24 protein-coding genes and 3 pseudogenes are annotated in these 25597 nt (G+C 58.2%); 13 read left to right on the top strand and 14 right to left on the bottom strand.

Translation table 11 applies throughout. From position 1 onward, the window contains the following. Positions 1-410 precede the first annotated feature (410 nt). Positions 411-893: a serine protease inhibitor ecotin gene (gene eco / locus FQ182_RS15220; RefSeq protein WP_178114459.1), complete on the top strand. Its 483-nt coding sequence runs from the start codon at positions 411-413 to the stop codon at positions 891-893. A 25-nt stretch (positions 894-918) separates the two neighbouring features. On the opposite strand, the pseudogene FQ182_RS15215 reads toward eco, so the two are convergent. Further along, positions 919-1116 (bottom strand): annotated as a pseudogene (locus FQ182_RS15215) (threonine ammonia-lyase, biosynthetic); the annotation flags it as partial. A 342-nt stretch (positions 1117-1458) separates the two neighbouring features. Between FQ182_RS15215 and FQ182_RS15210 the strand changes: the two are divergent. From FQ182_RS15210 to map, 3 genes are all read left to right on the top strand, one after another. Next, positions 1459-1794 carry a DUF2834 domain-containing protein gene (locus FQ182_RS15210; protein WP_149413347.1) on the top strand — a complete coding sequence of 112 codons (336 nt, stop codon included), beginning with the start codon at positions 1459-1461 and terminating at the stop codon, positions 1792-1794. Positions 1795-1859: 65 nt separating this feature from the next. Continuing rightward, the gene (locus FQ182_RS15205; protein ID WP_133102580.1) at positions 1860-2060 is read left to right on the top strand and encodes a ParD-like family protein; all 201 of its coding nucleotides are present in this window, start codon (positions 1860-1862) and stop codon (positions 2058-2060) included. Beyond that, complete coding sequence (gene map, locus FQ182_RS15200; protein WP_149413348.1) at positions 2060-2812, top strand: type I methionyl aminopeptidase; 753 nt, start codon at positions 2060-2062, stop codon at positions 2810-2812. The genes FQ182_RS15205 and map overlap by 1 nt, the downstream gene beginning before the upstream one ends. 138 nt (positions 2813-2950) lie before the next feature. On the opposite strand, the gene FQ182_RS15195 is transcribed toward map, so the two are convergent. After that, complete coding sequence (locus FQ182_RS15195; protein WP_149413349.1) at positions 2951-3886, bottom strand: magnesium transporter CorA family protein; 936 nt, start codon at positions 3884-3886, stop codon at positions 2951-2953. A gap of 6 nt (positions 3887-3892) precedes the next feature. Continuing rightward, positions 3893-5479, bottom strand: a complete 1587-nt coding sequence (locus FQ182_RS15190; RefSeq protein ID WP_149413350.1) for a RimK family protein — start codon at positions 5477-5479, stop codon at positions 3893-3895. Between the two features lie 94 nt (positions 5480-5573). Here FQ182_RS15190 and FQ182_RS15185 point away from each other — a divergent pair, with 94 nt between their 5' ends. After that, complete coding sequence (locus FQ182_RS15185) at positions 5574-6668, top strand: GNAT family N-acetyltransferase/peptidase C39 family protein (protein WP_149413351.1); 1095 nt, start codon at positions 5574-5576, stop codon at positions 6666-6668. A gap of 4 nt (positions 6669-6672) precedes the next feature. Here the strand turns inward: FQ182_RS15185 and sfnG are convergent, their stop codons facing one another. Further along, on the bottom strand, positions 6673-7764 hold the full coding sequence (gene sfnG / locus FQ182_RS15180; protein ID WP_149413352.1) for a dimethylsulfone monooxygenase SfnG: 1092 nt from the start codon (positions 7762-7764) through the stop codon (positions 6673-6675). Positions 7765-8041: 277 nt separating this feature from the next. Between sfnG and FQ182_RS15175 the strand changes: the two genes are divergently transcribed. Continuing rightward, positions 8042-9280 (top strand): acyl-CoA dehydrogenase family protein, encoded by a 1239-nt coding sequence (locus FQ182_RS15175; RefSeq protein ID WP_149413353.1) that lies wholly within the window; start codon positions 8042-8044, stop codon positions 9278-9280. 161 nt (positions 9281-9441) lie between these two features. On the opposite strand, the pseudogene FQ182_RS30695 reads toward FQ182_RS15175, so the two are convergent. The 3 genes and pseudogenes from FQ182_RS30695 to FQ182_RS15165 form a co-directional block, all read right to left on the bottom strand. After that, a pseudogene (locus FQ182_RS30695) lies at positions 9442-9549 on the bottom strand (outer membrane lipoprotein carrier protein LolA); the annotation flags it as partial. Between the two features lie 349 nt (positions 9550-9898). Beyond that, positions 9899-11545 (bottom strand): phosphoglucomutase (alpha-D-glucose-1,6-bisphosphate-dependent), encoded by a 1647-nt coding sequence (gene pgm, locus FQ182_RS15170; RefSeq protein ID WP_149413354.1) that lies wholly within the window; start codon positions 11543-11545, stop codon positions 9899-9901. Between the two features lie 311 nt (positions 11546-11856). Beyond that, positions 11857-12879 (bottom strand): zinc-dependent alcohol dehydrogenase family protein, encoded by a 1023-nt coding sequence (locus tag FQ182_RS15165; protein WP_149413355.1) that lies wholly within the window; start codon positions 12877-12879, stop codon positions 11857-11859. A 248-nt stretch (positions 12880-13127) separates the two neighbouring features. On the opposite strand from FQ182_RS15165, the gene FQ182_RS15160 reads away from it, so the two are divergent. Together FQ182_RS15160 and FQ182_RS29810 are read left to right on the top strand one after the other, a co-directional pair. Next, a complete protein-coding gene (locus tag FQ182_RS15160; protein WP_149413356.1) occupies positions 13128-14042 on the top strand; it encodes a LysR family transcriptional regulator in 915 nt (304 codons plus the stop codon). 115 nt (positions 14043-14157) lie between these two features. After that, the gene (locus tag FQ182_RS29810; protein WP_178114457.1) at positions 14158-14331 is read left to right on the top strand and encodes a hypothetical protein; all 174 of its coding nucleotides are present in this window, start codon (positions 14158-14160) and stop codon (positions 14329-14331) included. A 24-nt stretch (positions 14332-14355) separates the two neighbouring features. On the opposite strand, the pseudogene FQ182_RS15155 reads toward FQ182_RS29810, so the two are convergent. The 6 genes and pseudogenes from FQ182_RS15155 to salA all read right to left on the bottom strand — a co-directional run. Then, positions 14356-14685 (bottom strand): annotated as a pseudogene (locus tag FQ182_RS15155) (cytochrome b); the annotation flags it as partial. Positions 14686-14703: 18 nt separating this feature from the next. Beyond that, complete coding sequence (locus FQ182_RS15150) at positions 14704-15627, bottom strand: transporter (RefSeq protein WP_149413358.1); 924 nt, start codon at positions 15625-15627, stop codon at positions 14704-14706. 121 nt (positions 15628-15748) lie between these two features. Continuing rightward, entirely contained in the window at positions 15749-17200 is a 1452-nt protein-coding gene (locus FQ182_RS15145) for an aldehyde dehydrogenase (RefSeq protein WP_149413359.1), read from the bottom strand. Between the two features lie 29 nt (positions 17201-17229). After that, a complete protein-coding gene (locus FQ182_RS15140) occupies positions 17230-18378 on the bottom strand; it encodes an NAD(P)-dependent alcohol dehydrogenase (RefSeq protein ID WP_149413360.1) in 1149 nt (382 codons plus the stop codon). A gap of 41 nt (positions 18379-18419) precedes the next feature. Further along, positions 18420-19358 carry a catechol 1,2-dioxygenase gene (gene catA / locus FQ182_RS15135; protein ID WP_149413361.1) on the bottom strand — a complete coding sequence of 313 codons (939 nt, stop codon included), beginning with the start codon at positions 19356-19358 and terminating at the stop codon, positions 18420-18422. Between the two features lie 69 nt (positions 19359-19427). Continuing rightward, a complete protein-coding gene (salA, locus tag FQ182_RS15130) occupies positions 19428-20711 on the bottom strand; it encodes a salicylate 1-monooxygenase (protein WP_149413362.1) in 1284 nt (427 codons plus the stop codon). 142 nt (positions 20712-20853) lie between these two features. Here salA and FQ182_RS15125 point away from each other — a divergent pair, with 142 nt between their 5' ends. Then, positions 20854-21753, top strand: coding sequence for a LysR family transcriptional regulator (locus tag FQ182_RS15125; RefSeq protein WP_149413397.1), 900 nt, complete (start codon positions 20854-20856; stop codon positions 21751-21753). A 15-nt stretch (positions 21754-21768) separates the two neighbouring features. Here FQ182_RS15125 and FQ182_RS15120 read toward each other — a convergent pair whose 3' ends face one another. After that, on the bottom strand, positions 21769-22671 hold the full coding sequence (locus FQ182_RS15120) for a LysR family transcriptional regulator (RefSeq protein ID WP_149413363.1): 903 nt from the start codon (positions 22669-22671) through the stop codon (positions 21769-21771). Between the two features lie 150 nt (positions 22672-22821). Here FQ182_RS15120 and FQ182_RS15115 point away from each other — a divergent pair, with 150 nt between their 5' ends. The 4 genes from FQ182_RS15115 to FQ182_RS15100 all read left to right on the top strand — a co-directional run bounded on the left by FQ182_RS15115 (position 22822) and on the right by FQ182_RS15100 (position 25596). After that, positions 22822-23019, top strand: a complete 198-nt coding sequence (locus FQ182_RS15115; RefSeq protein ID WP_003445639.1) for a 4-oxalocrotonate tautomerase family protein — start codon at positions 22822-22824, stop codon at positions 23017-23019. Positions 23020-23106: 87 nt separating this feature from the next. Next, on the top strand, positions 23107-23460 hold the full coding sequence (locus tag FQ182_RS15110) for a putative quinol monooxygenase (RefSeq protein WP_149413398.1): 354 nt from the start codon (positions 23107-23109) through the stop codon (positions 23458-23460). A 70-nt stretch (positions 23461-23530) separates the two neighbouring features. Beyond that, positions 23531-24145 (top strand): nitroreductase family protein, encoded by a 615-nt coding sequence (locus FQ182_RS15105; protein WP_149413364.1) that lies wholly within the window; start codon positions 23531-23533, stop codon positions 24143-24145. Between the two features lie 326 nt (positions 24146-24471). Further along, positions 24472-25596: an MFS transporter gene (locus tag FQ182_RS15100; RefSeq protein WP_306108726.1), complete on the top strand. Its 1125-nt coding sequence runs from the start codon at positions 24472-24474 to the stop codon at positions 25594-25596. The last annotated feature ends 1 nt before the right edge of the window (position 25597 follow it).

Raw genomic sequence — 25597 nt, 5'->3', positions numbered from 1 at the left:
TGGAAGACGGTTTCAACCACCAAGCCTACTCGGCTGAGTCTTGAAGCGTTGGACCCTTTTCTCATAAGCGGCAGCGATACTTACATAAGTTGTGTGGCAGACCGCTAGCACTCACCCGTTTGAAGTGGTTCATTGCTACGCCGACAACTCAATCGCGCGGTAACAAAATATATTCGTAGCATTAAACATGCCGTGTGCGAGTACGAGTCCGCGCGCACCAGGATCAATGATTTGCCAATTACTCACGTTTGACGGCTCGTGCATTCTGCAATTAAGCCTGCGTGCAATCATGCAATTTGCAGCAAGGCGCGCAGGCTGGCATCGTGGACACGTTCGTTTTGCCCAGTGACGCTTTCAAAGCGACCCATCCAAATGAATGCTCTATCCGTATATTTTCCCAAGGACGCCTCATGATTCCCTCTCTGCGCATCTCACTCGCCCTCCTTGGCATGGCAGGTCTTTGCACCCAGGCCAATGCCGCAAAACTCGAAGATATTGCACCCTACCCCAAGGCGGACGCGGGTTTCGTTCGTCAGGTCATCCATCTTCCGGCGCACCCTCAGGAAGATAACTTCAAGGTAGAAATCCTTGCCGCAAAGACCTTGCCTGTCGATTGCAATCGCCAACGATTGGGCGGCGTGCTGGAAGAAAAGAACCTTGAGGGCTGGGGCTATTCCTATTACCGCCTAGATAAAGTCAGCGGCCCGATGAGTACGCTATTGGCGTGTCCGGATGGCAAGACCCGTACCGACTTTGTACCGGTGGTAGGCGATGGATTCGTCCTGCGCTACAACAGCAAGTTGCCCATCGTTATATATGTGCCAAAAGATGTCGAAGTTCGCTATCGAGTCTGGTCAGCGTCGGCCACGGTCAATAAAACCGCCGCCGAATAGTTTCGCTTAAACGTTTAATCCATGGTTATACCGGCTCTTGGGCGGCCACCCTCTCGGCAACATGGCGCAAGCTGTCGAAGTTGATATTGGCTCCGGAGTTTATTGCTACCTATGTCTGCCCCTGGACGCCGGTTTTCGCAACATGGTTGCGGATACCGGCAACGGCCAAGGCGCCCGAAGTCTCGGTGATGGAGCGGGTGTCGTCGTAGTTGACCGACACCGCGAGACTCTTTTTTACATAGTGCTCAAGCAGTCCCCGCTCAACGGTCTGGGTCACGGGACGTGGCTGGCTGGTGCTCATCGATGTCTCCTGGCTTTTGGTTCAAGGCTCTGGAGACGGAAAAACAAAACCCGCCTCTAGGGCGGGTTTGGGTGCAGCCGTGCGCTATCCCGCCAAATGAGAAATGGCGGTAATAATGTTTGGCTGTGAACGTAAAGCTTGAAATGTCATGAATCAAAATTAACCGGCGGCTTATGACAAGTCAATGGCAAACGGCCATTGAGTTGTGGAGTCGTTCCGCTAATCTGAGCAGCTCTTTGCTGCCTGTCCAAGGAAGGAACGTCTATGAAAAAGCTTGTATTGCCCCTGGTCGCCCTCATCGCCTTCGTCGGCTACACCGTCTCGGTGATGCTGCAAGCTGAGCAGTCCTTGCTCGATTTCGGCATCAGCCTGATGTCTCGCCCCGACACAGCGCAGGTGGTGATTGATTTGTACCTGCTGGCAACACTCGCCGGCATCTGGATGTACAAGGATGCTCGCAGCCGTGGTCGGTCAGCACTGTCGGTGCTGCCGTACCTGTTGCTCACGGCAATTTTCGTGTCCGTTGGGCCACTGCTGTACCTGGTGGTTCGCGGGTTGCAGGACCGTCAATCGGCCAAGGCATCGCAAGCTGCCGCGTAACCCTGACTTTACTATTGATATACGCAACGTATACGCTTCGTATATCAACCTGCACAGTGAAGCTCATGGGCATCGTCAAGATCACCGATCAACTGCATGAACAAATCCGTCTGGCCAGCGCCACCATGGACCGCTCCATCAACGCCCAGGCGGAGTTCTGGATCAAGATCGGCCTGCTGGCCGAACTCAATCCGCACCTGGCCTACAACGACCTGATCAACAAGCTGCTGTTGGACAAGCCTGACCTGATCCGGGGCCGTGGCTGATGATCAAGAATGCCGAACAGATCGCACTGATGCGTGAGTCGGGCCGCCTGCTGGCTCAGGTCTTCAGCATGCTCGACGGTTTTGTGAGCGCAGGTCAGACGACCCTGGAGTTGGACCGTGCCGTCGAAGCCTTTATCCGACGGGATTTGCAGTCCCGGCCGGCAAGCCTTGGGCAATACGACTACCCCTTTTCCATCAATACCTCGATCAATGAAGTGGTGTGCCATGGCATGCCGGATGCCAAGGCTGTGCTCAAGGATGGCGATATCGTCAACATCGATATTACCCTGGAGAAAGACGGCTTTATCGCCGACTCCAGCAAGATGTACATGATCGGCACGGTGACGCCCAAGGCCCGGCGCCTGGTGGAAATGACCTTTGAGGCGATGTGGGCCGGGATTCGTCAGGTCAAGCCCGGTGCGCGCCTGGGGGATATTGGTCATGCCATCCAGCACCACGCCCAAGCTAATGGCTACAGCGTGGTGCGTGAGTATTGCGGGCATGGCATCGGCCGGGAAATGCACGAAGAACCGCAGATCCTGCACTTCGGGCGTCCCGGCACGGGGATGGAGTTGCGTGAAGGCATGGTGTTCACCATTGAGCCAATGCTGAACCAGGGCAGCGCCAAAGTGCGCAGCTTGAAAGATGGCTGGACGGTAGTAACCCGTGACAACAGCTTGTCCGCGCAGTGGGAACATACCGTGGTGGTGACGGCGGACGGGTTTGAGGTGTTGACTTTACAGCCAACATAAAGCCCATACAGGGGAGTATCTACACAAAAACCACCGTAGCAGTTGTCGAGCTCCAGCGAGGCTACGTCGGCGCCACACCGCCACCATCAGATCAGCCCCCAACGCAGCCTCGCTAAAGCTTGACCGCGAACAGGGTCTCTACGGGTGGGCGCCTCCTGCAATGCGCTTTAGCCCCAGCACCATCAACCCCGCCGCCAATCCCATCGCAGTCAGGAACAAGGGGTACGACACCCACCACGGCGTGCCCGTCGTCATCATGCTGAACTCGGACATGCCGCCAATACTGGCAATCAGGTTCAATGGCAGGAACACCACGTTGATCAACGTCAGCTTGCGCAGCAGGTTGTTGGTGCTGTTGTTCATCAGGTTGCCCCGGGCCTCGATCAACCCGGAGAACACGTTGGAATAAATCTCCGCCTGTTTGTAGCACTGGTTGTTCTCGATGATCAGGTCGTCGATCAACCCCAGGGTCTGGGCGCTGAAATGTTCCTTTTCGCCGTGGTTGCGCAAGCGGGCCAGCACCGCGCCGTTGCTGTGCAAGGCGTTGATGTAATAGATCAGGCTTTCGCTGAGGTTGAACATCTGCATCAGATGGCGATTGTGCATGGAGGCGTTGAATTGCTGCTGCAACTCACGGGCAACCATCTTGATCACCTTGAGGTGGCCGAGGTAGTGATGGACGTTGTTGAGCAGCAAGTCCAGCAGCACATCCAACGGCGTATACAGGGGTCTGCGGGCGCCCAGGCCTGAAAGCTGGCTGTCGCCGGTGGCAATCACCAGCAGGCGGTTTTGGGAAAACAGCAGGCCGCAGGACGATACTTCGAACACCAGGTTGCCGGCACCGGAGTAGTTTTCCGGGCGTTTCCAGATCAGGAACAGGTTGTCAGGGTGAAACTCGATGCGAGACACCTCGTCCGGGTCCAGCGCCGAGGCCAGGGCGTGCTCGTCAAGCTTGTAGTGATCGCGCAGCAGTTCCCGCTCGTGGGCATCGGGGTTGTTGAACAGCATGATGTCGGCGGCCTCGCGCTGACTGCTGCGCAGCGCGCCATCGGTCAATTCAAAGCACTGAATCATCGTGCATTACCACCCCTGGCCTTGGCGTTTGAGTTCCAGGCGGCGGACAAATTCTTCCAGCACCAGGGAATACAAGTCGTCCTGCAGGTAGGCATCTTCGATACCGGCGTCCATGTTAGGGTTGTCGTTGACCTCGATCACCACCACTTTGTCGCCGGACTGCTTGAGGTCCACTCCGTACAGCCCGTCGCCGATCAGGTTGGCGGTCTTCACCGCCAGGTCCACCACCGCTTTGGGCGCTTCGTGGACCGCCATGGTGCGGCACTCGCCGTTGATGTCCTGGCCGATGGCCTTGTGGTTGTAGATTTGCCAATGGCCCTTGGACATGAAGTACTGGCAGGCAAAGATCGGCTTACGGTTGAGCACGCCGATGCGCCAGTCGTACTCGGTGTAGAAAAACTCCTGGGCCAGCAACAGCACAGAATGTTCGAACAATTCGGCGGTGGCCGTCAGCAGCTCTTGCTGGCTTTCCACCTTGATCACCCCTCGGGAGAAACAACCGTCGGGTATTTTCAACACCAGGGGGAAGCCCAGGCGCTCGCCGACCCGTTCGAAATCTTCCGGTCGCTCCTTGTAGAGGATCTCGGTGGCGGGCATGCCCAGTTGATGGCTTTTCAGCATATCGGTGAGGTAGACCTTGTTGGTACAACGCAGGATCGAGGCGGGGTCATCCATCACCACCAGCCCTTCACTCTCAGCCTTCTTGGCGAAGCGGTAGGTGTGGTTGTCGACGCTGGTGGTCTCGCGGATCAGCAGGGCGTCGTATTCGGCCAGGCGGGAGTAATCCTTGCGTTCAATCAGCTCGACATCGATGCCCAAGCCCTTGCCCACTCGCACGAAGTTCTCCAGCGCCTTGGCGTTGGACGGCGGCAACTGTTCCTGGGGATCATGAAGGATCGCCAGGTCATAACGGGCCAGGCGGCGGGAGCGTGGTTGTCGCCAGATCTTGCGACTGAAGTTGTCCAGGGCGTTGGCGAATTGATCTTCCTGATCGTCACGCAACTTATGCAACACGCCAGATTTTATGCCTTCGATATGCCAGCCGTTATTCTTACGAAACTCAACTAGCAATATCGGACACGGAAACGCTTCAAACAACTGGCGAGCCAAGTCCTGCAGTGGCTCGATATTCGTTCGGCCAAAATAAAGTGTCAGGGTAAAACCTTCGGTATTACTATAAAGATGATGGCTCAGGGCTTTATCAAGGGTTTTATCCAGGTCATCCAGGGCCAGGCCGTAGAGGGATTTTTTCGTCAGCTCGCTGATGGTGCGCACCGACGGAATAACCTTGTGGCCACGCGCCTCGGCCAGCAGCGAGCAGTAGTAGCCGTGTCCCAGGTACTTGTAGCTGCGACACAGGTTGATCACCTGGACCCGCTTGCCGGTTTCGCTTTCCCGGGTTTGCTCAAGGTATTCCTGGGCGGTAACAATGTCTTCGCTGGGGAAGTAGGAGGCCCAGTCCTCCTTGCGCTCAACAATAATCACGACTTGACTTGACGGCTTGGGAGGTGTGGGAAAATAACCGGCGGAAGTTATTGTCGCCGCCACTGTTTGCTCGGATACTTCACGCCAATGACCTTGTACCGCTGACATATTGATTGATCCGCTTTAGAGAACTAGACCTTTTCTATTAAGCACGATATTTCAGAGAAGTCCCGTTTCGTTACGCAACTTTTACGGCGGTCATATGGCTCTTTCCTTTCGCGTTGCAACCCTTGATGACTTACCGGCCTTAGTGGTACTGGAAGAGCATTGCTTCACCACTGACCGGCTCTCGCCCCGCAGCTTTCAGTGGATGATCAGCCGTGCCAACGGGCGCCTGCTAGTGGCCGAAAACGAAGAGCAGCTACTCGGCTACGCGCTGGTGCTGTTCCATCGTGGTACTTCGCTGGCACGCCTGTATTCAATCGCCATTGCCGCTCCTGCCCGTGGCATGGGGCTGGGCAAGCAACTGCTGGCGCGTATTGAAGACTGCGCCGTGGAACATGACTGTGCCTACCTGCGCCTGGAGGTGCGCACCGACAATCCCGGCGCCATCGCCCTGTACGAGCGCAATGGCTACCGGCGCTTTGCCCTGATCAATGACTATTACGAAGATCACACCGACGCTCTGCGCCTGGAGAAGCGCATTCTCCAGCATCAGGAAGCCAGGGCCCTGAGCGTGCCGTATTACCAGCAGACCACCGACTTCACCTGCGGCGCGGCGAGCTTGCTGATGGCCATGGGCGCCCTGCAACCTGAGCGTGTGGCTCAGCGGCGCGAAGAACTGCAAATCTGGCGCGAGGCGACCACCGTGTTCATGACCGCCGGCCATGGCGGCTGCAGCCCTCAAGGGTTGGCGCTGTCAGCCTGGCGTCGAGGCTTTCGGGTGCACATGCAGGTCAATGTCAGCGGGCCGTTGTTTCTGGACGGGGTGCGTGATCAGCACAAAAAAGACGTCATGCGCCTGGTGCATGACGCCTTCGAGGAAGAACTGGCCAGCAGCGATGTCGAGCAGGTGCTCGGCGGGCCGCTGGATTTGCCGCAGGTACTGCGTGATGGCGGGCAACCGCTGGTCTTGATCAGCAGCTACCGCCTGACCCGCTCCAAGTCACCCCACTGGGTGATCGTCACCGATTGCGACGAAGACTTTGTCTACCTGCATGACCCGGACGTGGACCACAGCCAGCACCGCCAGCCCCTGGACTGCCAGCACCTGCCTGTCAGCCGCGGGGAGTTCGAACGGATGTGCCGGTTTGGCAATAACAAGTTGCGCGCGGCGGTCGTGGTGTATGCCAGGTGAGCGATCAGGCTACCTGCTTGATCCCGGCCTTGGCCTCCAGCTCGCGTACCAGCGGCAATACCCGTTTGCCGAAGTACTCCACTTCCTCCTGGAAGTGCAGGAACCCCGCCAGTACCAGGTCCACGCCCACCGCTTTGAGCGCGACGATACGCTCGGCAATCTGCTGCGGGGTACCGATCAGGTTGGTCTTGAAGCCGTCGTTGTACTGCACCAAGTCTTCGAAGCTGGACTTGGCCCAGTTGCCCTCGCCTTCCGGTGATGCCTTGCCAGCTTGTTTTGCCGCGTCGCCAAAGGCATTGACCGCTTCGGGGTCGGCCTTGTCGATGATTTCAGCGAGCACCGCGCGGGCTTCCTCTTCGGTGTCGCGGGCGATGACAAAGGCGTTGACCCCGACTTTTACCGAGTGGTTGTTGGCGGCGGCCTTGGCGCGAATGTCATCGACCTGGGCCTTGATACCTTGCGGGGTGTTGCCGTTGGTGAAGTACCAGTCCGAGACACGTGCGGCCATATCTCGTGCTGCGCGGGAGCTGCCACCCTGAAAAATCTCCGGATGGGGTTCGCCCAGAGGCTTGGGTTTGAGGCTGTAGTTGTTGAATCGGTAGAAATCACCCTTGAAGGTGAAGTTGTCCTGGGTCCAGATGCCTTTGAGGGCGCGGATGAATTCTTCGGAGCGGCGATAGCGCTCGTCGTGCTCCAGCCAATGTTCACCGATGGCCTGGAACTCGCCCTTGAACCAGCCGCTGACGATGTTGACGGCGACGCGGCCGTTGGTCAGTTGATCGATGGTCGCCAGTTGCTTGGCCGCCAGGGCCGGTTGCCACGGGCCGGGCAAGATCGCCGCGATGACTTTCAACGTGGTGGTCGCCGCCAGCAACGCGTGGCTGAAGGCTACGGATTCATGCTGGTACTCGGCGCCATAGCCGGCGGTGAAACGGATTTGGGTCAGGGCGTATTCGAACCCGGCTTCCTCGGCCAGTTGCGCCAGTTTGCGGTTGTAGTCGATGCCCCAACTGGTGCGCTGCTCGATCTTGCTCACCACCAGCCCGCCGCTGACGTTGGGCACCCAATAGGCAAATTTGACTGCTTGCTGACTCATTGAACGGTACCTCACACAAGGGGATATGCAGGGCATGGAGCAGCAAGCGTGCCAGCGTATTGCAGATGCCCGAAGCCAGGGCTCTGGGGCGGTAATTGGGTGTGGACACCCCGCACTGTCTGATGTTGCAGATATCGGGGGTTTGTTGGATTGCTGTTGGTGGCGCAACACTTGAAGCAGGTTGTTGCCCTGTAAATACGGGGTTTTAACCTCGGCATGGACCGTGCAAACACCTTGGCAACGCACCGCCTTTTTTGCCTGCCCAGGAGCTGTCCCCATGACCGAGCAACATGTCATCAACCCACTGTCCACCGGCGTCGATTACCAGGCCCTGACCGAGCGCTTCCGGCCGATCTTTGAGCGTATCGCCGAAGGTGCCGTGGAGCGTGAGCAAACCCGCGCCCTGCCCCGTGAGCCGATCCAGTGGCTGAAAGAAGCTGGTTTCGGCGCGGTGCGGGTGCCGGTGGAATACGGTGGTGGCGGCGCGTCCCTGCCTCAGCTGTTTGAACTGTTGATTGAGTTGGCTGAAGCCGACTCCAACGTACCCCAGGCCCTGCGCGGGCACTTCGCCTTTGCCGAGGACCGTCTGAATGCACCGCCCGGCGCTGGTCGGGATCTGTGGTTCAAGCGCTTTGTCGACGGCGATATCGTCGGCTGTGCCTGGACCGAAATCGGCAGCGTTGCCATCGGTGATGTAATCACCAAGGTCAGCCCCGACGGCGACAAGTGGAAACTCAACGGCGAGAAGTTCTACAGCACCGGGAGCATTTTCTCCGACTGGATCGACGTCTACGCCCAGCGCAGCGACACCGGCGGCGACGTGATTGCCGCCACCCGCACTCGCCAGCCGGGGATTGTGCAAAGCGATGACTGGGACGGTTTTGGCCAACGCACCACGGGCAGCGGCACATCGCGGTTTACCGATGCGGTGGTTGATGCCGAGAACGTGATCGACTTTGCCACGCGCTTCAAATACCAGACGGCGTTTTACCAGTTGGTGCTGCTGGCAACATTGGCCGGTATCGGCCGCGCGGCGCTCAAGGATGTGGCTTATCAGGTTCGTGCGCGTAAACGCATCTACAGCCACGGCAATGCCGCCCGTGTCAGCCAGGATGCACAGATTCAGCAGGTGGTCGGTGAAGTCGCCGCCCTGGTATACGCCGCCGAGGCCAGCGCCTTGAAAGCGACGATACCGGCACAGCGGGCTTACCTGGCGCGCTTTGGCGGGGATGACGCGCTGGAGCGCGAGGCCAATGTCGCTGCCGAGATCGAGTCGGCCACGGCTCAGGTGGTGGTGTCAGAGTTGATCCAGCGCGCCAGCAGTGAGCTGTTCAATGCCCTGGGGGCTTCGGATATCCGCGAGGGTAAATCCCTGGATCGGCATTGGCGCAATGCGCGCACGGTGTCGTCCCACAACCCGGTGATCTACAAGGCACGGATTGTCGGGGATTGGGTGATCAACGGGACTGAACCGCCATTTGTCTGGCAGATTGGCAATGGGCCGGCCAGGGGCTAGGTATCCCGAGGTAGGTCAGTTACACCGCACATGCATCCTTGCCGGTTTACCCACTGCGCAATACCTGCGTTCGGCCTCTGGTTTTATGGGCAGGCAGATCAAGAGCAGAGCAAAGCCAGTGCCCATCCGCTTTTCTGTAGGAGCGAGGGGGACGCCTAGTTCTTGCTCGCGAAGAACCTGAGGGCACCGCGTTCATCCAGGAAGCCAGCGTCATCGTTAACGACCATCGCGAGCAAGCTCGCTCCTACAGTGGACAGTGGGCAGTAGATCCGCTTTTGCTTTTCACCACTCAGGTCGGCTACCAGGCCGCCGTGCTTTTGATCTTGATCTAAGGCGCCCCGTTAACCACGATGGCTGAACGCAGGCATTGATCCGTGGGTAAACCGGCAGGACGCCGGTTTAGCCGCGCTGGGCCAAGGATGGCCCATCGCGGCGGCCCACGGAGCAATGCCGGAGTGAAGGCATGCCGAGCCTAAGCGAGGCACCAAGTGGTGGGGCAAGAGCGCTTTGGTTACTTTGCCGCTTTTGCAAAGTGACACGCCGTAAGGGCGTAACCCTAAGCCGCCCTAACCAAAATAACGGATATGTACCCAACCGCCCCACCTCTAATCCACGGTGTTACTTGGACGAAATCGCCCCATCCACCAACACCTGAGCCTCTTGCACTAGACGCTTGAGGTGATCCTCGCCAATAAAGCTCTCGGCATAGATCTTGTAGATATCCTCGGTGCCCGATGGCCGCGCGGCGAACCAGCCGTTTTCGGTCATGACTTTCAGCCCGCCAATCGCCTGGTTGTTACCGGGCGCATGGCTGAGGATCTGCTGGATGCTTTCCCCGGCCAGTTGTGTGGACGTGACTTGATCCGGTGACAGTTTGCCGAGCAAGGCTTTTTGCGCCGGCGTGGCCTTGGCATCAACACGAATGGCAAACGGCTCGCCCAGTGCATCCGTCAGCCCACGGTAGATCTGACTGGGGTCCTGGCCCTTGCGCGAGGTCATTTCCGCCGCCAACAGGGCCGGGATCAGGCCGTCCTTGTCGGTGCTCCAGACGCTACCGTCCTTGCGCAAGAACGAGGCGCCGGCACTTTCTTCGCCGCCAAAGCCCAGGGAGCCGTCAAACAGCCCGTCGGCAAACCACTTGAAACCCACTGGCACTTCATACAGGCGTCGACCCATACGCGCCGCCACCCGATCAATCAAGCCACTGCTGACCACAGTCTTGCCCACGCCAGCATCGGCGCGCCACTCGGGACGGTTCTGGAACAGGTAGTCGATGGATACCGCCAGGTAGTTGTTCGGCGCCAACAGGCCACCGGAGGGCGTGACGATGCCGTGGCGGTCGTGATCCGGATCGCAGGCGAAGGCCACGTCGAAACGATCCTTGAGACCGATCAAGCCTTGCATGGCGTAGCTCGACGAGGGGTCCATGCGAATCTGGCCATCCCAGTCGACACTCATGAAGCGGAAGGTGGCGTCGACCTCAGTGTTCACTACCTTCAGATTCAAACGGTAGTGCTCGGCAATCGCTGACCAGTAGTGCACCCCTGCTCCGCCCAGAGGATCGACACCCAGGCGCAAGTCGGCGCTGCGGATAGCATCCATATCAATGACGTTGATCAGGTCGGCGACATAGCTGTTGAGGTAGTCGTGACGGTGGGTGGTGTCAGCCTTCAGCGCCTGGGCGTGGGTGATGCGCTTGACCCCGGCGAGTTTGTTGGCCAGCAGTTCATTGGCCTTGGCTTCGATCCACTTGGTGACGTGGGTATCGGCCGGACCGCCGTTGGGTGGGTTGTATTTGTAGCCGCCACTTTGGGGTGGGTTGTGGGACGGGGTGATGACAATACCGTCCGCCAGGCCGGTGGTGCGGCCGCGGTTGTAGCAAATGATGGCGTGGGAAATCGCCGGGGTCGGCGTGTACTCATCGCCTTCGGCAAGCATCACGTGGACGCCATTGGCCGCCAGCACTTGCAGTGCGCTGGCACCAGCAGGGGTGGACAGCGCATGGGTGTCCAGGCCGACAAACAGCGGGCCGTTGATGCCCTGGGCCTCGCGATATAGGCAGATGGCCTGGCTGATGGCGAGTACATGCCATTCGTTGAAACTCAGGTCGAAGGAACTGCCCCGGTGCCCGGAAGTGCCAAAGGCCACGCGCTGAGTGGAGATCGCTGCATCAGGCTGGCCGGTGTAATAGGCCGTTACCAGTCGCGGGATGTCCACCAGCAACTGAGCTGGCGCCGGTTTGCCCGCAAAAGGACTGAGAGTCATGCAAAAACCTCTGAAAGAGAAAGATTCGGAAAAGAAATGCAGTTTACTGGGAGTTCGACCACCGCGCGACGGTATCTATCCCACATCAAATTGCGATTCAGGATTACCCAATCTATTCCTGCTTGAGGGCGTGCGCCATATAGGGCTGCCCGCTGGCTCACTGAGATTAAGGGCGGCGGCAAGAGCGGGATTTGGAGGAGTAAAACCTGAGCTTACGTGTTCAGCACAAACGTAAGCCCAGTCCTTCTAAATGGCGTATTTGCCCCATCAGAAGCGCAGGTGGAATGTCCATTTACGAACATTTCTACAGCTCAAACAGCTTCGACCTGCAACGCAACGCGCTCGCGGCATGGGCATTCATCCATGTAGCGGTGAGCTTCGACAAACTCGTTGAACGGGAACACTCGGGTCTTGAGCGGTACCAGCACACCGTCTGCGGTGAGTTGGTTGATATCACGCAGGGCCCGTTGCAACGCTACCTGGTCCTGGATGATCCCCAGCTCCGGCTTGCCGGTGAAGTTGCCGATGCAGTGCACAAAGAACTGGATGTTCTTCTGGAACGCGGCACAGGCCGGGAATGGCGTCTGGTTGCCACCTTGCAAGCCATAGAGCACCAGGCTGCCGCGCGGAGCCAGTACATCGCCAAGCAGCGACATTTGCGGGCCACCCAGGCCATCGAATACCACGTCGACGCCGCGATTGTCGGTCAGCTTGTTGATCTGCATCAGCAGGTCTTGTTCTTCGGTGACGATGACCTTTTCCGCGCCAAGGGACAGCAGGTTTTCACGTTCTTCAGCTGTCTTGGTCGCGGCGATTACCCGCACACCCAAGGCTTTGCCCAACTGAACAAACGAGGGGCCAGCGCAATGGCTGGCGTCAGTCACCAGGACAAATTGCCCAGGCTTGACCCGTGCCAGGTCCATGTAGGCAAAGTAGGCAATCAACAGCGGTGTGTAATGCACGCTGGCTTGCACCGGGCTCAGGACATCCGGGTAACGGGTCAAGGCCGAACGGGGCAAGACGATCACTTCGCCATAGACAGGGTAATCATTGGGGCTCTCGGCCGGAAAACTGGCGACTTTGTCACCCACCTTCAGGTCATCGACGCCATCGCCTACGGCCTCAACCACCCCGGCCATTTCATGGCCAAGGCCTGATGGCAGGCGAGCGTGGGAGGGCGCCAGGTTCTGGCGCCAGAGTATGTCGTACCAACTGATGCCAATCGCCTCGACACGCACCTGCACTTCGCCCGGTGCAGGCAACGTGGCTGCATGCTCTTCGCACTTGAGCACCTCGGCCGGACCAAACTTGTGAAAGCGGATCGTGCGGGACATCGCAAACCTCGTCAAAGTAACCTCTAATGCCATGGACTTTATCTGGGCTTTCGGGGCAAGGCCACCGGTCACCATTAATAGTCGACATGTCTGCCATTGATTCCGCACCTGCGGAAAACACCTCAAACTGCGTAGGAAAACTGAATTATCCGGTGCAGAGTACCAGCCTTTCCCCGTAAGATTCATGCCGGCCATTGTTCTTATGTGGCTGCCCTCGTCAAGTTTACTGACGCCGCCTGGGACACAAGATGAACCGTAACGACCTGCGTCGTGTCGACCTGAACCTGTTGATCGTATTCGAAACCTTGATGCATGAGCGCAGTGTGACCCGTGCCGCCGAGAAATTGTTCCTCGGCCAGCCGGCCATCAGCGCTGCGTTGTCACGCCTGCGCGGGCTGTTCGATGATCCATTGTTCGTGCGCACCGGGCGCAGCATGGAGCCATCGGCACGGGCGGTGGAAATTTTCGCCCTGCTCTCACCGGCACTGGACTCGATTTCCACGGCGGTCAGCCGGGCCTCCGAGTTTGATCCGGCCACCAGCACGGCGGTTTTTCGCATAGGTCTGTCAGACGATGTGGAATTTGCCTTGCTGCCCATGCTGCTCAAACGCCTGCGGGCCGAGTCACCGGGCATCGTGCTGGTGGTGCGCCGCGTCAACTATATCTTGATGCCAGGCCTGCTGGCTTCCGGGGAAATCTCCATTGGAGTCAGCTACACCACCGACCTTCCGGCCAACGCCAAGCGCAAGATCCTGCGCCGCAGCCTGCCCAAGCTGCTGCGGGCCGACAGCATGCCCGGCGCCCTGAGCCTGGATGATTTCTGTGCCCGCCCCCATGCCCTGGTGTCATTTGCCGGCGACCTGAGCGGGTTTATCGATGAAGAGCTGGAGAAGCTCGACCGCAAACGCCACGTCGTGCTGGCGGTGCCGCAATTCAACGGCCTCGGTACGCTGCTGGCAGGTACCGATATTCTGGCAACGGTGCCCGATTACGCCGCCGAAGCCCTGACCGCTGCTGGCGGCTTGCGGGCAGAGGACCCGCCGTTGCCGGTGCGCACGTTTGAGCTGCACATGGCTTGGCGGGGATCGCAGGATAACGATCCTGGGGAGCGTTGGTTGCGGTCGCGGATTCAGATGTTCTTTGGCGACCCTGAGAGTCTTTAGGCGTCGTAGGACAGGCTGTTTATCTGACGCTTCTGGCCCGTTCGGGGGCTAGTGGCATGATTGTCCCAATGCAGAGCCTGCGCTTGGCCAAGACTACCGCGGAAGAAGGTGTTAAGTGATTGGCCTATTCGATGTGGCTGGCCCGACCAATCAGATTTCAGTGGCAACGCTTGCCCAAAACCTGCATCAGCAGGCAACGCTTGTTGCCAGCATGGAGTACTTCTGGGCAATCATTGTGGCTGCAAGTCTCGCGCTGGTGGTTTCCATGATGCAGAAAACCTTCAGATAGGTGCCGTTGCCAGCTCCCCGGCATTCAGCGCTTCAACGCGGGCAGCATGCCCTTGAGGATCTCGTCTTTGTCGACAAAGTGGTGCTTGAGCGCCACCAGCAAGTGCGCGCCAACGAGCGCACCGCAAAACCAAGCAGTCCATGTATGCACGAGCTTGGCCACATCATAGAGATCGGGATGGGGTGCGACCAACGGCGGCAAAACAAACAAGCCAGCGACGAGGATGGCTTTATCCGCCACTGAACTCCAATACCAGCCGGACACAGGCAGCGCCATCAAGGCCATTGCATACAGAAGCACGTGCCCCAACGCCGCCCCGCGCTTCATCAGCGAGCTCATGCTGGCAGGCAAGGAGCTGCCAGCCACTTTTCGCTAAAGAGGAATAGTCAGCTTGACCCAGTAAGCTTCGCCTTCCGGACGGTTGCGTACTTCGCTTTCCTTTTGCCATTTCGCGGTCACGAACCAGCCGGAATTGCTCGCGTATTTGACTGACGGGCCGATGGCAAATGCACGCCCGCGGTTGCCCTCAACGCGAACGCCATCTTGATGATCATCGGTGGTCTGTCGATATATATAGCCACCGACGCCCACAACCCAACCATTCGCGAAGCCCCAACCCAGTGAGTAGTCAGCGTGCAGTTCCTGCCCTGAGCGATAGTCCGTTGCGCGATTGCGCAAGTTGAAGTCATACATCAGCTTGATATCGGCATTCACTCCGGCAGGATCGACATACGAGAACGCGGCAATCGGCTCGAATGCCCAGTAATTGCGGCCAATATTCGCTAGGTCACCGCGGTCATAACGGCCGGTGGGGGCGAAGATATCCAGCGCGTAGATCGCATGGAATTTATCACTGTAGTGATAGCCGAGCGCCGGGCCGAAGATGATATCGCCCATGCCGGTTTTCTTCTGATGCTGACCGTTCACGTCAACCCGCAGGTCGACCAAGGGCACGTTGAGATGAAACGCCAGGTCGCCATCAAGGACCTTTTGCTCGGTCACCCAGATCAGCCTCGGAGCAATTACATCGGCGCTCAGGTGAAAATCATCGAGCGCCGACTTGCCCCGATTATCCAGGAGCCGATCAGCACGATAACGTTCTGCAAAAATCTGCGCGTAGAAACCAGGCGGCGGCATGGCCCCGGTCATGTAATTGTCGGCGCCCATCGGGTAGGACGATCCACCACCCTCGGTAGCCTGGGCGGCGGGCAGACAAAATGCCAGCGCGCAACCAACAGTCAAAGCAGGCATTTTGGACAGGACAGTTACAGCGACAACGGTTTTTTTATTATTCATTGTGGCAACCATGTGTGCGTTGAAAATTCGCAGGCAGCACCGGGCGCGACACCCGGAGTGCCGTGATCTATTCGAGAGTAGTAACCGCCGGCTCCGTGGAGCCGGCCTCAATGCTTTGTCGTTAGAACGGATAAGGCTGGTCGGAAGGCTCGACCGTGACCCATTTCACTTCGGTGAATTCTTCAATGACTGCACTACCGTCAAAACGGCCGTAGCCACTGTTCTTCATGCCGCCATAAGGTGCCTGTGGTTCGTTTTGCACGGTGGCCCCGTTGATATGCACACAACCGGCGTCCAGGCGGCTCGCTAGGTCGAGGGCGAGGCTGACGTTACGGCTGAAAATTGCCGAGGACAGGCCGAATGCTGTGTCATTGGCGACTTCCAACGCCTGCTCGGCACCTTTCACACGGACCACCGTTGTAACGGGACCGAAGGTTTCCTCATCGTAGATTTCCATGGCCGACGTCACACGATCGACCAACGTAGGCGCCATCTGCGCCTGCTCCGCCAGCCCACCGGCCACAATCGAGGCGCCTTTGCCAATGGCATCATCAAGCATTTGATTAATGCGTTGAACCGAACCTTGGGCAATCATCGGGCCTACGACACTGGCTGGATTGGTCACAGGACTGCCCTGCGCCAGGCCACGAATACGCTCTGCAAACTTGGCGACAAAAATGTCGGCAACCGCTTCATCGACCACAAACCGCTCGGTCGACATGCAAATTTGCCCCTGGTACAGAAAAGCCCCGAACACCGCTGCATTGACCGCGCCATCCAGATCGGCATCTTCCAACACAATAAACGGCGCCTTGCCGCCCAGTTCCAGCAAGCAACGCTTGAGATGTTTGGCGCAAGTCTGGGCAATCATTCGGCCCACGTTGGTCGAGCCGGTAAAGTTCACCCGGCGTACCGTGTCGTGGGCAATCAGCACTTCGGTGACGGCGCCAGCATCTTCGGGGGCAGAGATGATGAAGTTCACCACGCCCGGCGGGAAACCTGCGTCATAGAAGGCTTGGGCAAGCAGTTCATGCGTGCGGGGGCTGTTCTCCGAACCTTTAAAGATCACCGTGTTACCGCAGGCCAACGGGTAAGCAATGGAGCGAGTGCCTAGGATTACCGGACCGTTCCACGGCGCGATGCTCAGCACCGTGCCGGCGGGCTGACGCAGGGTCACGGATAAAGTACCCGGTTTATCGGTCGCCAGTGTTTCGCCTTTGATTTGTGTGGTCAGTGCAGCGGCTTCGCGCAACAGGTTGGCGGAAGCGCCCACGTTAAATTGTGACCACAAACGCGACGCACCGATTTCCTCGGCCATGACGGTGCAAAACAGCTCCATCTTGCCTTCCAGCGCATCAGCCGCGGCCAGCAGCAGCCGGCGACGCTCGGTTGGGCCGACCTTCGACCACGTCTTGAACGCTTGCTGCGAAGAAGCCGCAACTCGCCGCGCATCGTCCACGCTGCAAGCGGCCCCCGTAGTGACGACCTTGCCGCTGATCGGATCGATACGCTGATAGGTCTTACCGTTAGACGCCGTTTGCGCGACGTTGTCGATTACGAGTTGAACATTCATTAAGAGGTCCTTTGGGTGAGCCTGAGGAATCACGCCAGATCGGCCGCGGCCGGCATGCGCAGAATCGGTTTGATGGTGATGCCGCTTTCGCTGTCGGCCATGGCTTCATTGACCTGGTCAAAGGTGTAAAACCGGCACAGTTTGTCGAAGGGGAAGCGGCCTTGCAGGTGCAGGTCGACCAGCGTGGGAATAAACGCGTTGGCGACCACGTCGCCCTGGACAATGCCCATGATTCGCTTGCCGGGGATCATCACGTCATTGATGTTGAACGCCACTTCCGTACCCATTTTGGTCGCCCCTACGATTCCGCAGGTGCCCAGGGTTGTAAGCGCGTCGATGGCCTGGCGCAGTACTTCTGCACGACCGGAGCATTCAAGGCTGTAGTTCACGCCGCCGCCGGTGATTTCACGAATGCGTTGAACCGGGTCCTCTTCACGGCTGTTGATCACGTGAGTCGCGCCGACTTCAAGCGCAAGGCTCAAGCGACTGGGCGTCACATCGACGGCAATGATCGTAGTAGCGCCTGCCACCTTGGCCGCCATTACGGCCGCCAAGCCTACGGCGCCAGCGCCAAACGCAGCAAAGCTGGCGCCCGCCTCGACTTTCAGTGCCTTGAGCACCGACCCCGCCCCTGTCTGAATGCCGCACCCCAGTGGGCCCAGCAATTCCAACGGCGCCTTTTTCGACACTTTCACCACGCTACGCTCGCTGGCGATCACATAGGTTGAGAACGAAGACTGGCCAAAGAAGTGGTCATGTATCGGCGCCGCGTTGTCGCAGCTGCAGGTCGAGGTACTGCCGTCCAGCCGTCCGCCGCCGAAGTTCAGAGGGTGCATGTGGGAACAGTGCGCGGGGTGCCCGGTTTCGCAAGGCAGACACAAGCCGCACGACATGTAGGTCATGACCACGTGATCACCGGGTGCGATGGTTGTCACCGCAGCCCCTACCGACTCAACAACCCCCGAACCTTCATGGCCCAGCACGATCGGCAACGGCGTCGGAAAAAGCTGGTCACGCACGACCATGTCAGTGTGGCAAACACCGGTCGCGACAATACGCACGCGCACTTCATCAGCGCGCGGGACGCCTAGTTCTGCGCGTTCAAGCTGGAGTTTGCTCCCGGCTTCACGCAATACGGCAACTTTGATTTCAATGGGGGCAAGGGTGCTTTGGGACATCTATTTATCCTCTCTAATCGTTCAGGTTTGACTGCGTCGACTTACGCGGTTTGCAGTGCACGCGGGCGATTGCTGCGCTGCTGCGCTTCCAGGCTGGTTGCCGGGCGCAACTGAAAATCAAAAGTCATTTGTGCAAAACGCCCTGGCACATCATGGGCAGCGGCCAGCGCCTGGTCATCGATGAACTGCACCTCGCCGATCAACCCATCACGCGTGGCGTAGGCAAAGTCGTCCCAGAGGTACTTGTCGTTGGACAGGTTGATTTGGGTAGTGAGGTGCTCATAACCGGGGGCCGACAGGAAGAAGTGGATATGCGCAGGACGCTGGCCATGGCGCCCTAGGTGGTTAAGACATTCCTGTGTCGGGCCTTGAGGATTGCAGCCGTAGCCCGAAGGCACGATGCTCCTGACCCGATAACGCCCGTCAGCATCGGTCACGATGCGCCGGCGCAGGTTGAATTCGGACTGGCTTTTGTCGAAGTGCGAGTAGTTGCCTTTGCTATCCGCTTGCCACAGGTCGACAAGAGCCCCGGCGATAGGCTGGCCTTGCAGATTCAGGATTTGCCCTTCAACAAAAAACGGTGTGGCAACGCCGTCTTCCGAGCCATCGTCCATCCGCGCAAAACCCTCGCGCAGAGGCGCACCCGCGACATAGAGGGGGCCTTCAATCGTGCGCGGTGTGCCTCCGGTACGGCCTGCCTCGGCTTGCTTCGTATCGTTGAGCAGATCGAGGAAATGCTCAACGCCTAGGCCTGCCGCAAGCAACCCTGCTTCGTTACTTTTACCGAGCCGATTGATGTATTCAACCCCTGCCCAGAACTCATCATCAGTAATCTCCAGCTCTTCGATGATCCTGGCGGTCTCTTGCAGAATACGCAGCACGATGCGCTTGTTTCGTGGGTTGCCGGCGGCGTTTTTCAGCCCGGCTGCATCTCGGAAAAATTCAAGCATGCCGGGGGTATTGGAAATGCTGACGCTCATAGCTTTTTTACCTGTCTTTTTTATTGTGGGTTTAGTGGGCCAGCCAATGGCGCTGGCGCCGTCTGGACGTCAAACAGCCTCAGCCCAACCGAGCCGAGTACGGGCCTGCGCAAGGTCCGATTGCATATCGTGGTTCCATAGCCAATCGAAACGGCTGGCCAGGGTGGTCGACAACAGGGATTCCTGGTCTTCGACTTGAGGGTCACGGAATTCGTAAAGCTCACCCGCTTCCCAAGACGTTCGTTGCACACGGCAGGCGCGGGGCCGCCGAATCTCGTCATACACCTGCAAGACGTTTTGGGCATTGCTCTCAAGTACCCGCGGGTCGCCCAGCAAGCGCGCAAGTAGCCAGGCATCTTCAAGTCCTTGGCCAGCCCCGGCGCCTTGATGGGGCAGCATGGCGTGGGCCGCATCACCGATCAGCCCGACACGACCATGGGTGTAGCCTGCAAGTTCATCCAGCTCATGAAGTGCCCACAACGTCGGCGCGGGGATGCACTCGAGTAATACGCGCACGGCATCGCCCCAGTGCGCGAAAGCTTGCAGCATTTGCGCCTGGCTGGTGCTTTTGACCCAGGGAGTGTCTTGTGGCCACACAGGGTTGGGCTCGGAGCGATCGGAAACGAAGGCCACCACGTTGATCAACCGGCCTTGCTTGACCGGGAACGTGAGGATATGGGCGTCGAGACCCAGATACATTTGCGGGACATTGATCAGATGCTCATCGACACCAGCAGCGCGATACGCCTCGCGCAGTTGCTCACTGTCGATCATCCCGCGGTAGGCGCAGGTGCCACTGAATCGAGGAGCGACCAAAGGCAGGCCCAACCCCTGGAGCACATAGTCGCGCAGAGATGACTTGATACCGTCTGCAGCGAGCAGAAGGTCACATTCATAGTCCGTGCCATCGGTGAATTGAACGCGGACCCTTTCTCCCGTCTCACGGACGCTGACGGCGCGCTTATCGAAACGGGCAACTCCGTCTGGTAATTGCTGCGCCAACGCATCAAGGAAATCGGCGCGGTGCACGGACGATTGACCCACGCCATCGGCGACGCTGGCGCCGAGGTAGCCGGCATCCACGCCGCGGCGCCATTCAAACCAGATGTCTTGCCAGGGTTGCGGGGTACGGTCAGCAATGCGCTCATAGGGTATGCCGATCCCTAGGCCTTCGATGGCACGCACGGCGTTTGCACCGAACGATACTCCGGCACCGACTTCACCGAAGGCTGGTGCGGCTTCAAATAACGTCACTTCCAGATGCGGGTGACGGCAGAGATCAAGTGCCAAGGCTACGCCAGCGATACCACCGCCGACGATGCCCACTTGCAAGACAGAATGAGGGCTAGTCATGGGAAAGCCTTATGGTTGTTTTTGGAATAGCCCGATCATGACTATTCACAAACCATTGATAAATGCCCTGTCCTCCATACAAACTATCACTAGCGTGAATACTAAACGGTTTAACCCGCATGCCCGACCGAGAGAATCCAAGATGAATCTGCGCGAGCTGGACCTGAACCTTTTGGTGATCTTCAACCAATTGCTGGTAGACCGAAGCGTCTCAGTGGCGGCTGATAGCCTTGGCCTGACTCAACCGGCTGTCAGCAACGCGTTGAAGCGTTTACGCATCACGTTCAACGATGAGTTGTTCGTGCGCACGCCCAAGGGCATGCAGCCTACCCCTTTTGCCGCGCAACTGGCTGAGCCGGTATCCCAGGCAATCGGTTTGCTGCACGGTGCAATCAACCGCCACGATGAGTTCGATCCTGCGACCAGCAAAAAACGCTTCGTGGTAGCGATGACCGATATCGGGGAAATTTATTTCGTCCCGCGATTGGTCGACGCGCTGCTCAAACTGGCCCCCGGAATTTCGGTGAGTACGCTGCGAAGCAATACTCAGTTGTCCGAAGGACTGGTCAGTGGCGAGGTGGATCTTGCCGTCGGATTGCTGCCAGACCTGCAAGCAGGCTTCTACCAGCGGCGCCTGTTTCACCATCGCTATGTATGCTTATGCAGACAAGACCATCCGCTGACGCAACAGCCAATGACCCGCGAGCGTTTCTGTGAGTTCGGGCACGTCAGGATCGTGGCTGCCAGTACAGGCCACGGAGAAATCGACACGCATATGCAGCGTGCTGGCCTGCAACGCGAGATTCGCCTGGAAGTGCCGCACTTTGTCGCGGTCGGGCATATCCTGCAGAACACCGACCTGATCGCAACAGTCCCCGAACGTTTCGCCAACAGCTGCGCGCAGCCCTTCGGCCTCACCACCCTGCCGGTTCCGTTACCCTTGCCCGAAATCGCCATCAACTTGTTCTGGCATGGCAAGTACAACCGGGACCCCGCCAACAAATGGTTCCGACAACTGATGTTTGATCTGTTCAGCGATTAAGTGCATGCACGCCGTTTACTGCCAATGCGCGCACAATTTGACCAATTCATCGACCACATACCGAACCTTGGGTCGCAGGTGCGACACCTTCGGCCAGACCGCATGCACATCCACCGCTTCAGGTTCATAGGCTTGCAGCACCTCTACCAGCCTGCCCGCTTCTATATCGTCCTGGAACAGGCTGCGTGGCATCTGGCATAAACCGGCGCCTGCCACCGCCGCAAGAATCATGACCTCACCATCGCCAATCTGATGAGTTGAGGGTGGCGCGTAACGCACCGTCTGCCCCGCCTGTGTCACGCGCCATGCGAGCGGTTGGCCGCGTCGATGGCCGACGATGCAACGATGCTGGCCCAGCTCTTCCAGGGTTTGGGGGGTGCCGAAGCGCGCCAGGTAATCAGGGGAGGCACAGATGGCCCAGCGCTGGCGGGTCAAGCGACGTGCCACCAGGCCGCTGGTGTCCTGCAGTTCGCCAAACCGTACCAACAAATCGATCCCTTCCTCGAACGGGTCCACCAAGTGATCGGAAAACGTCAGGCTCAATTGCAGCGCAGGGTATTTTTTGGCGATCTCGAACAACAAGGGCGCGACAACCCTGCGGCCGAAAGCAACCGGCACATCAACTCGCAAACGTCCGGAAGGCTCTCCACCACCGGGGCCCAATCCGCTTTCAGCGGTGCCGATTTCCTCTAGGGCCATGGAGCATGCCACGAAATATGCCTCGCCATCAGCAGTCAGGGATATCCGTCTGGTAGTGCGATGAAACAACTGCGTGCCCAAACGTTCCTCTAGACGTGCGATGGCTTTGCCAACGGCGGATTTCGACACCTCCAGCCGTTCAGCCGCCTGGGTAAAGCTGGATGAGCGTGCAGCCACTACGAAGGTGATTACGTCCTGGAAGGAATCGATAGGTACCATGTCGACCGCTCTATTGTAGAGTTTATATCTACCTAGATTATAGTTTAAGGCCGTTTATCGTCACATAATTCAACAGTACGATGGATTCCAGTAAGGCAACGGTGCACTTCGCGCACCTCTCCCAGATCAATGTCCTAGAAGGAATACATCATGCCCGTCGTACGTGTGAGCTGGTTCGAAGGTAAAGAACACGCGCAGAAAGCTGCTGTTGCAGCCGATATCACCGAAAGCATCGTTAAACACACCGGTACCGATGCCAATTACATCTACGTGATTTTCGAAGACGTAGCCGCATCGGATTGGGCAGGCGCCGGCAAGCTGTTCGGGGAAGCACCCGAAAAGTCCTGACGCCCCCGACCTGTACCGCACGCATCGCCCTAATCCAGCGATGCTGGCGTGCAGGTTTTTGTCATCCATCTGCCGGAGACCACCACCATGCATCCCCATATTTCCTGCCTATTTTCCCTTGCGGTCAAACCCGCAGAGTTCGCTGAATTCAAGGCACTGATCGCCACCATCGTTGCCGCCACTCGCGCCGAGCCGGGCACACTGGTTTACGAATACAGCGTCAATGAAGACAACAGCACTGTGCATATCCTTGAGCGTTATAACGCCGATGCCGTGGTGAGCCACGTAGACACCACGTTCGCGCCTTTCGGCCAGCGCTTCCTGGAGCTGTGCACCATTACCAGTCTGGTGGTCTACGGCACACCTGACGCTGAAATCCGCATGCGTCTGGACCCGTTCGGCGCCGTATACATGACCCCGTTCGACGGCTTCAGCCGCTAAGTTCAAACAAGGCGCAGGCTCAAGAGAGACAACCGTGTCCTGCGCATCCATATCCCGCACAGAGATCACCATGTCCGCTATCGCTGAAGTTATTAAGTCCCGCATCTCCGCCAACAGCTACGACACTGAACGTTCATTGACGGACGCCCAGGTCGCCGAGCTGGTCAACCTGGCCACCCACGCCCCCTCCGCTTTCAACCTGCAAAACTGGAAATTCCTGGCTGTGCGCAGCCCCGAAGCCAAGGCGCGCTTGTTGCCATTGGCATTCGGCCAGCAAAAGATCATGGATGCAGCCGTGACCTTTATTGTCTGCGGTACCCTGAACCCGCACATAACCCTGCCTGCTGCATTGAAGCCGACACTGGATGCCGGAATCATTGACCAATCGATCTACGACATGTGGGTGGGTGCGGCTCAAGGCATGTACCAGCTAAACCCTCAACTGCAGCGCGACGAAGCCATCCGCTCCGGCTCACTGGCCGCGATGACCCTGATGTTGGCCGCCAAGGGCCAAGGTTTGGTTTCAACTCCAATGATTGGATTCGATCAGGCCGCAGTGGCCAAGGAATTCGGCCTGTCGGATGAAGAAGTGCCCGTGATGTTGATCACTGTTGGCCACCCTGGCTCGGCCAACTGGCCACAAAAGCCGCGTAAACCTGTGAGCGACGTGTTGCAGTTCATTTAAGCCCTGTCGCCTTGCATGCCTGGGTAATCCAGGCATGCAAGGACATCGCTCAATCGACTCACAACCATGATCTGCTACAGGCTGTGAAACACGAATACCATGACTCAATCGAATGCTTCATTACGCGCAATTTTAATTGCTGCCTGCTTGGGCTTTCTCGTCGTGCAACTCGACGTCAGCGTTGTGAACGTCGGGCTGGGTGCGCTTAAAGCTGCCTTCGATACCGACCTCACCGGCCTGCAGTGGGTCATTAACAGTTACGCCTTACCGTTCTCAGCCTTGCTGATTATGGGGAGGCATGGGGCGACAAATGGGGAGCGAAGTCCGTGTTCGCAGCGGGTTTCTCGATATTTACCCTCGCCTCCATCGGCTGCGGCCTTGCCAGTAGCATGAGTATCCTGATCACGATGCGTGTCATCCAGGGCATCGGAGCCGCGTTGCTGATACCTACCTCATTGACGCTGATCCGTGTGTCATTTCAAGACCCGGACCGACGCCGATCCGCCGTCGCGCTTTGGGGGGCCTGCGGCGGAATTGCTCTGGCCGCCGGGCCAGTGATCGGTGGGCTGATGATCGAGTACTTCGGATGGAGAAGTGTCTTTCTACTGAATATTCCGATCGGTCTGCTGGCTATCACGCTAATCCTGCGACACGCGCCCGCGTCCCCTAGGGTCGACAAACACATCGATATTGCGGGGCAAACCAGTATTGCCATCTGCCTTGCATCGTTGACCTATGGGTTAACCGAGTCGAGTGCGCAAGGCTGGAGCGCTGAGACACTGACGGCCATGGCCGTTGCGCTGGCCTGTGCGGCAGCGTTTGTTGTGATCGAGCGTCGCGTCAAACATCCCATGCTACCGGCACGCCTTGCCAGTAATAAGGTGCTCGGCAGCATGGCGCTGGCCGGCGCTACGATCAATCTGACGTTTTACGGCGCAGTGTTCGTGTTCAGTATTTACTTTCAAACCTTCCTGCACTTTGATGCATTCAAAACCGGCGTGTCATTCATACCCTTGACGGCGGTGTTGACTCTATCAACCCTGCTCTCATCACGATTCGGCAAACGCTTCAGTGCCACGCGCATCATCACCACGGGCTTTAGCGTGCAGATCGTCGGGTTCCTCGTACTGTCGCAAATCACAGCGCTCGACTCCCCGTGGCTGCTTAATGGCGCGCTGATGCTGGTAGGCATTGGCAGCGCAATGTCGGTGCCATCCATTACCAATTCGATGCTGTCGTCTGTGTCCCAGCACGATGCTGGGATCGCGTCAGGGTTGATGGCTTCAGCCAGGCAGTTAGGCGGTGTGTTGGGCGTTGCGGTCTCGGGAATACTGATTGCGCATGATGACGCAGTGTCATTCTCGCAAGGGATGGCGAACGCAATGCTGTTTTCTGCGTTCGCTTTGCTGGTGTGTATCGGGGTGAACCTGTACGTGTCACGCCAGCCCTGAA

It is taken from the genome of Pseudomonas sp. ANT_H4 (assembly GCF_008369295.1).
Taxonomy (GTDB): domain Bacteria; phylum Pseudomonadota; class Gammaproteobacteria; order Pseudomonadales; family Pseudomonadaceae; genus Aquipseudomonas.
The sequence above is the reverse complement of the archived record's forward strand: the minus strand, read 5'-3'. Positions and strand labels throughout refer to the sequence as shown.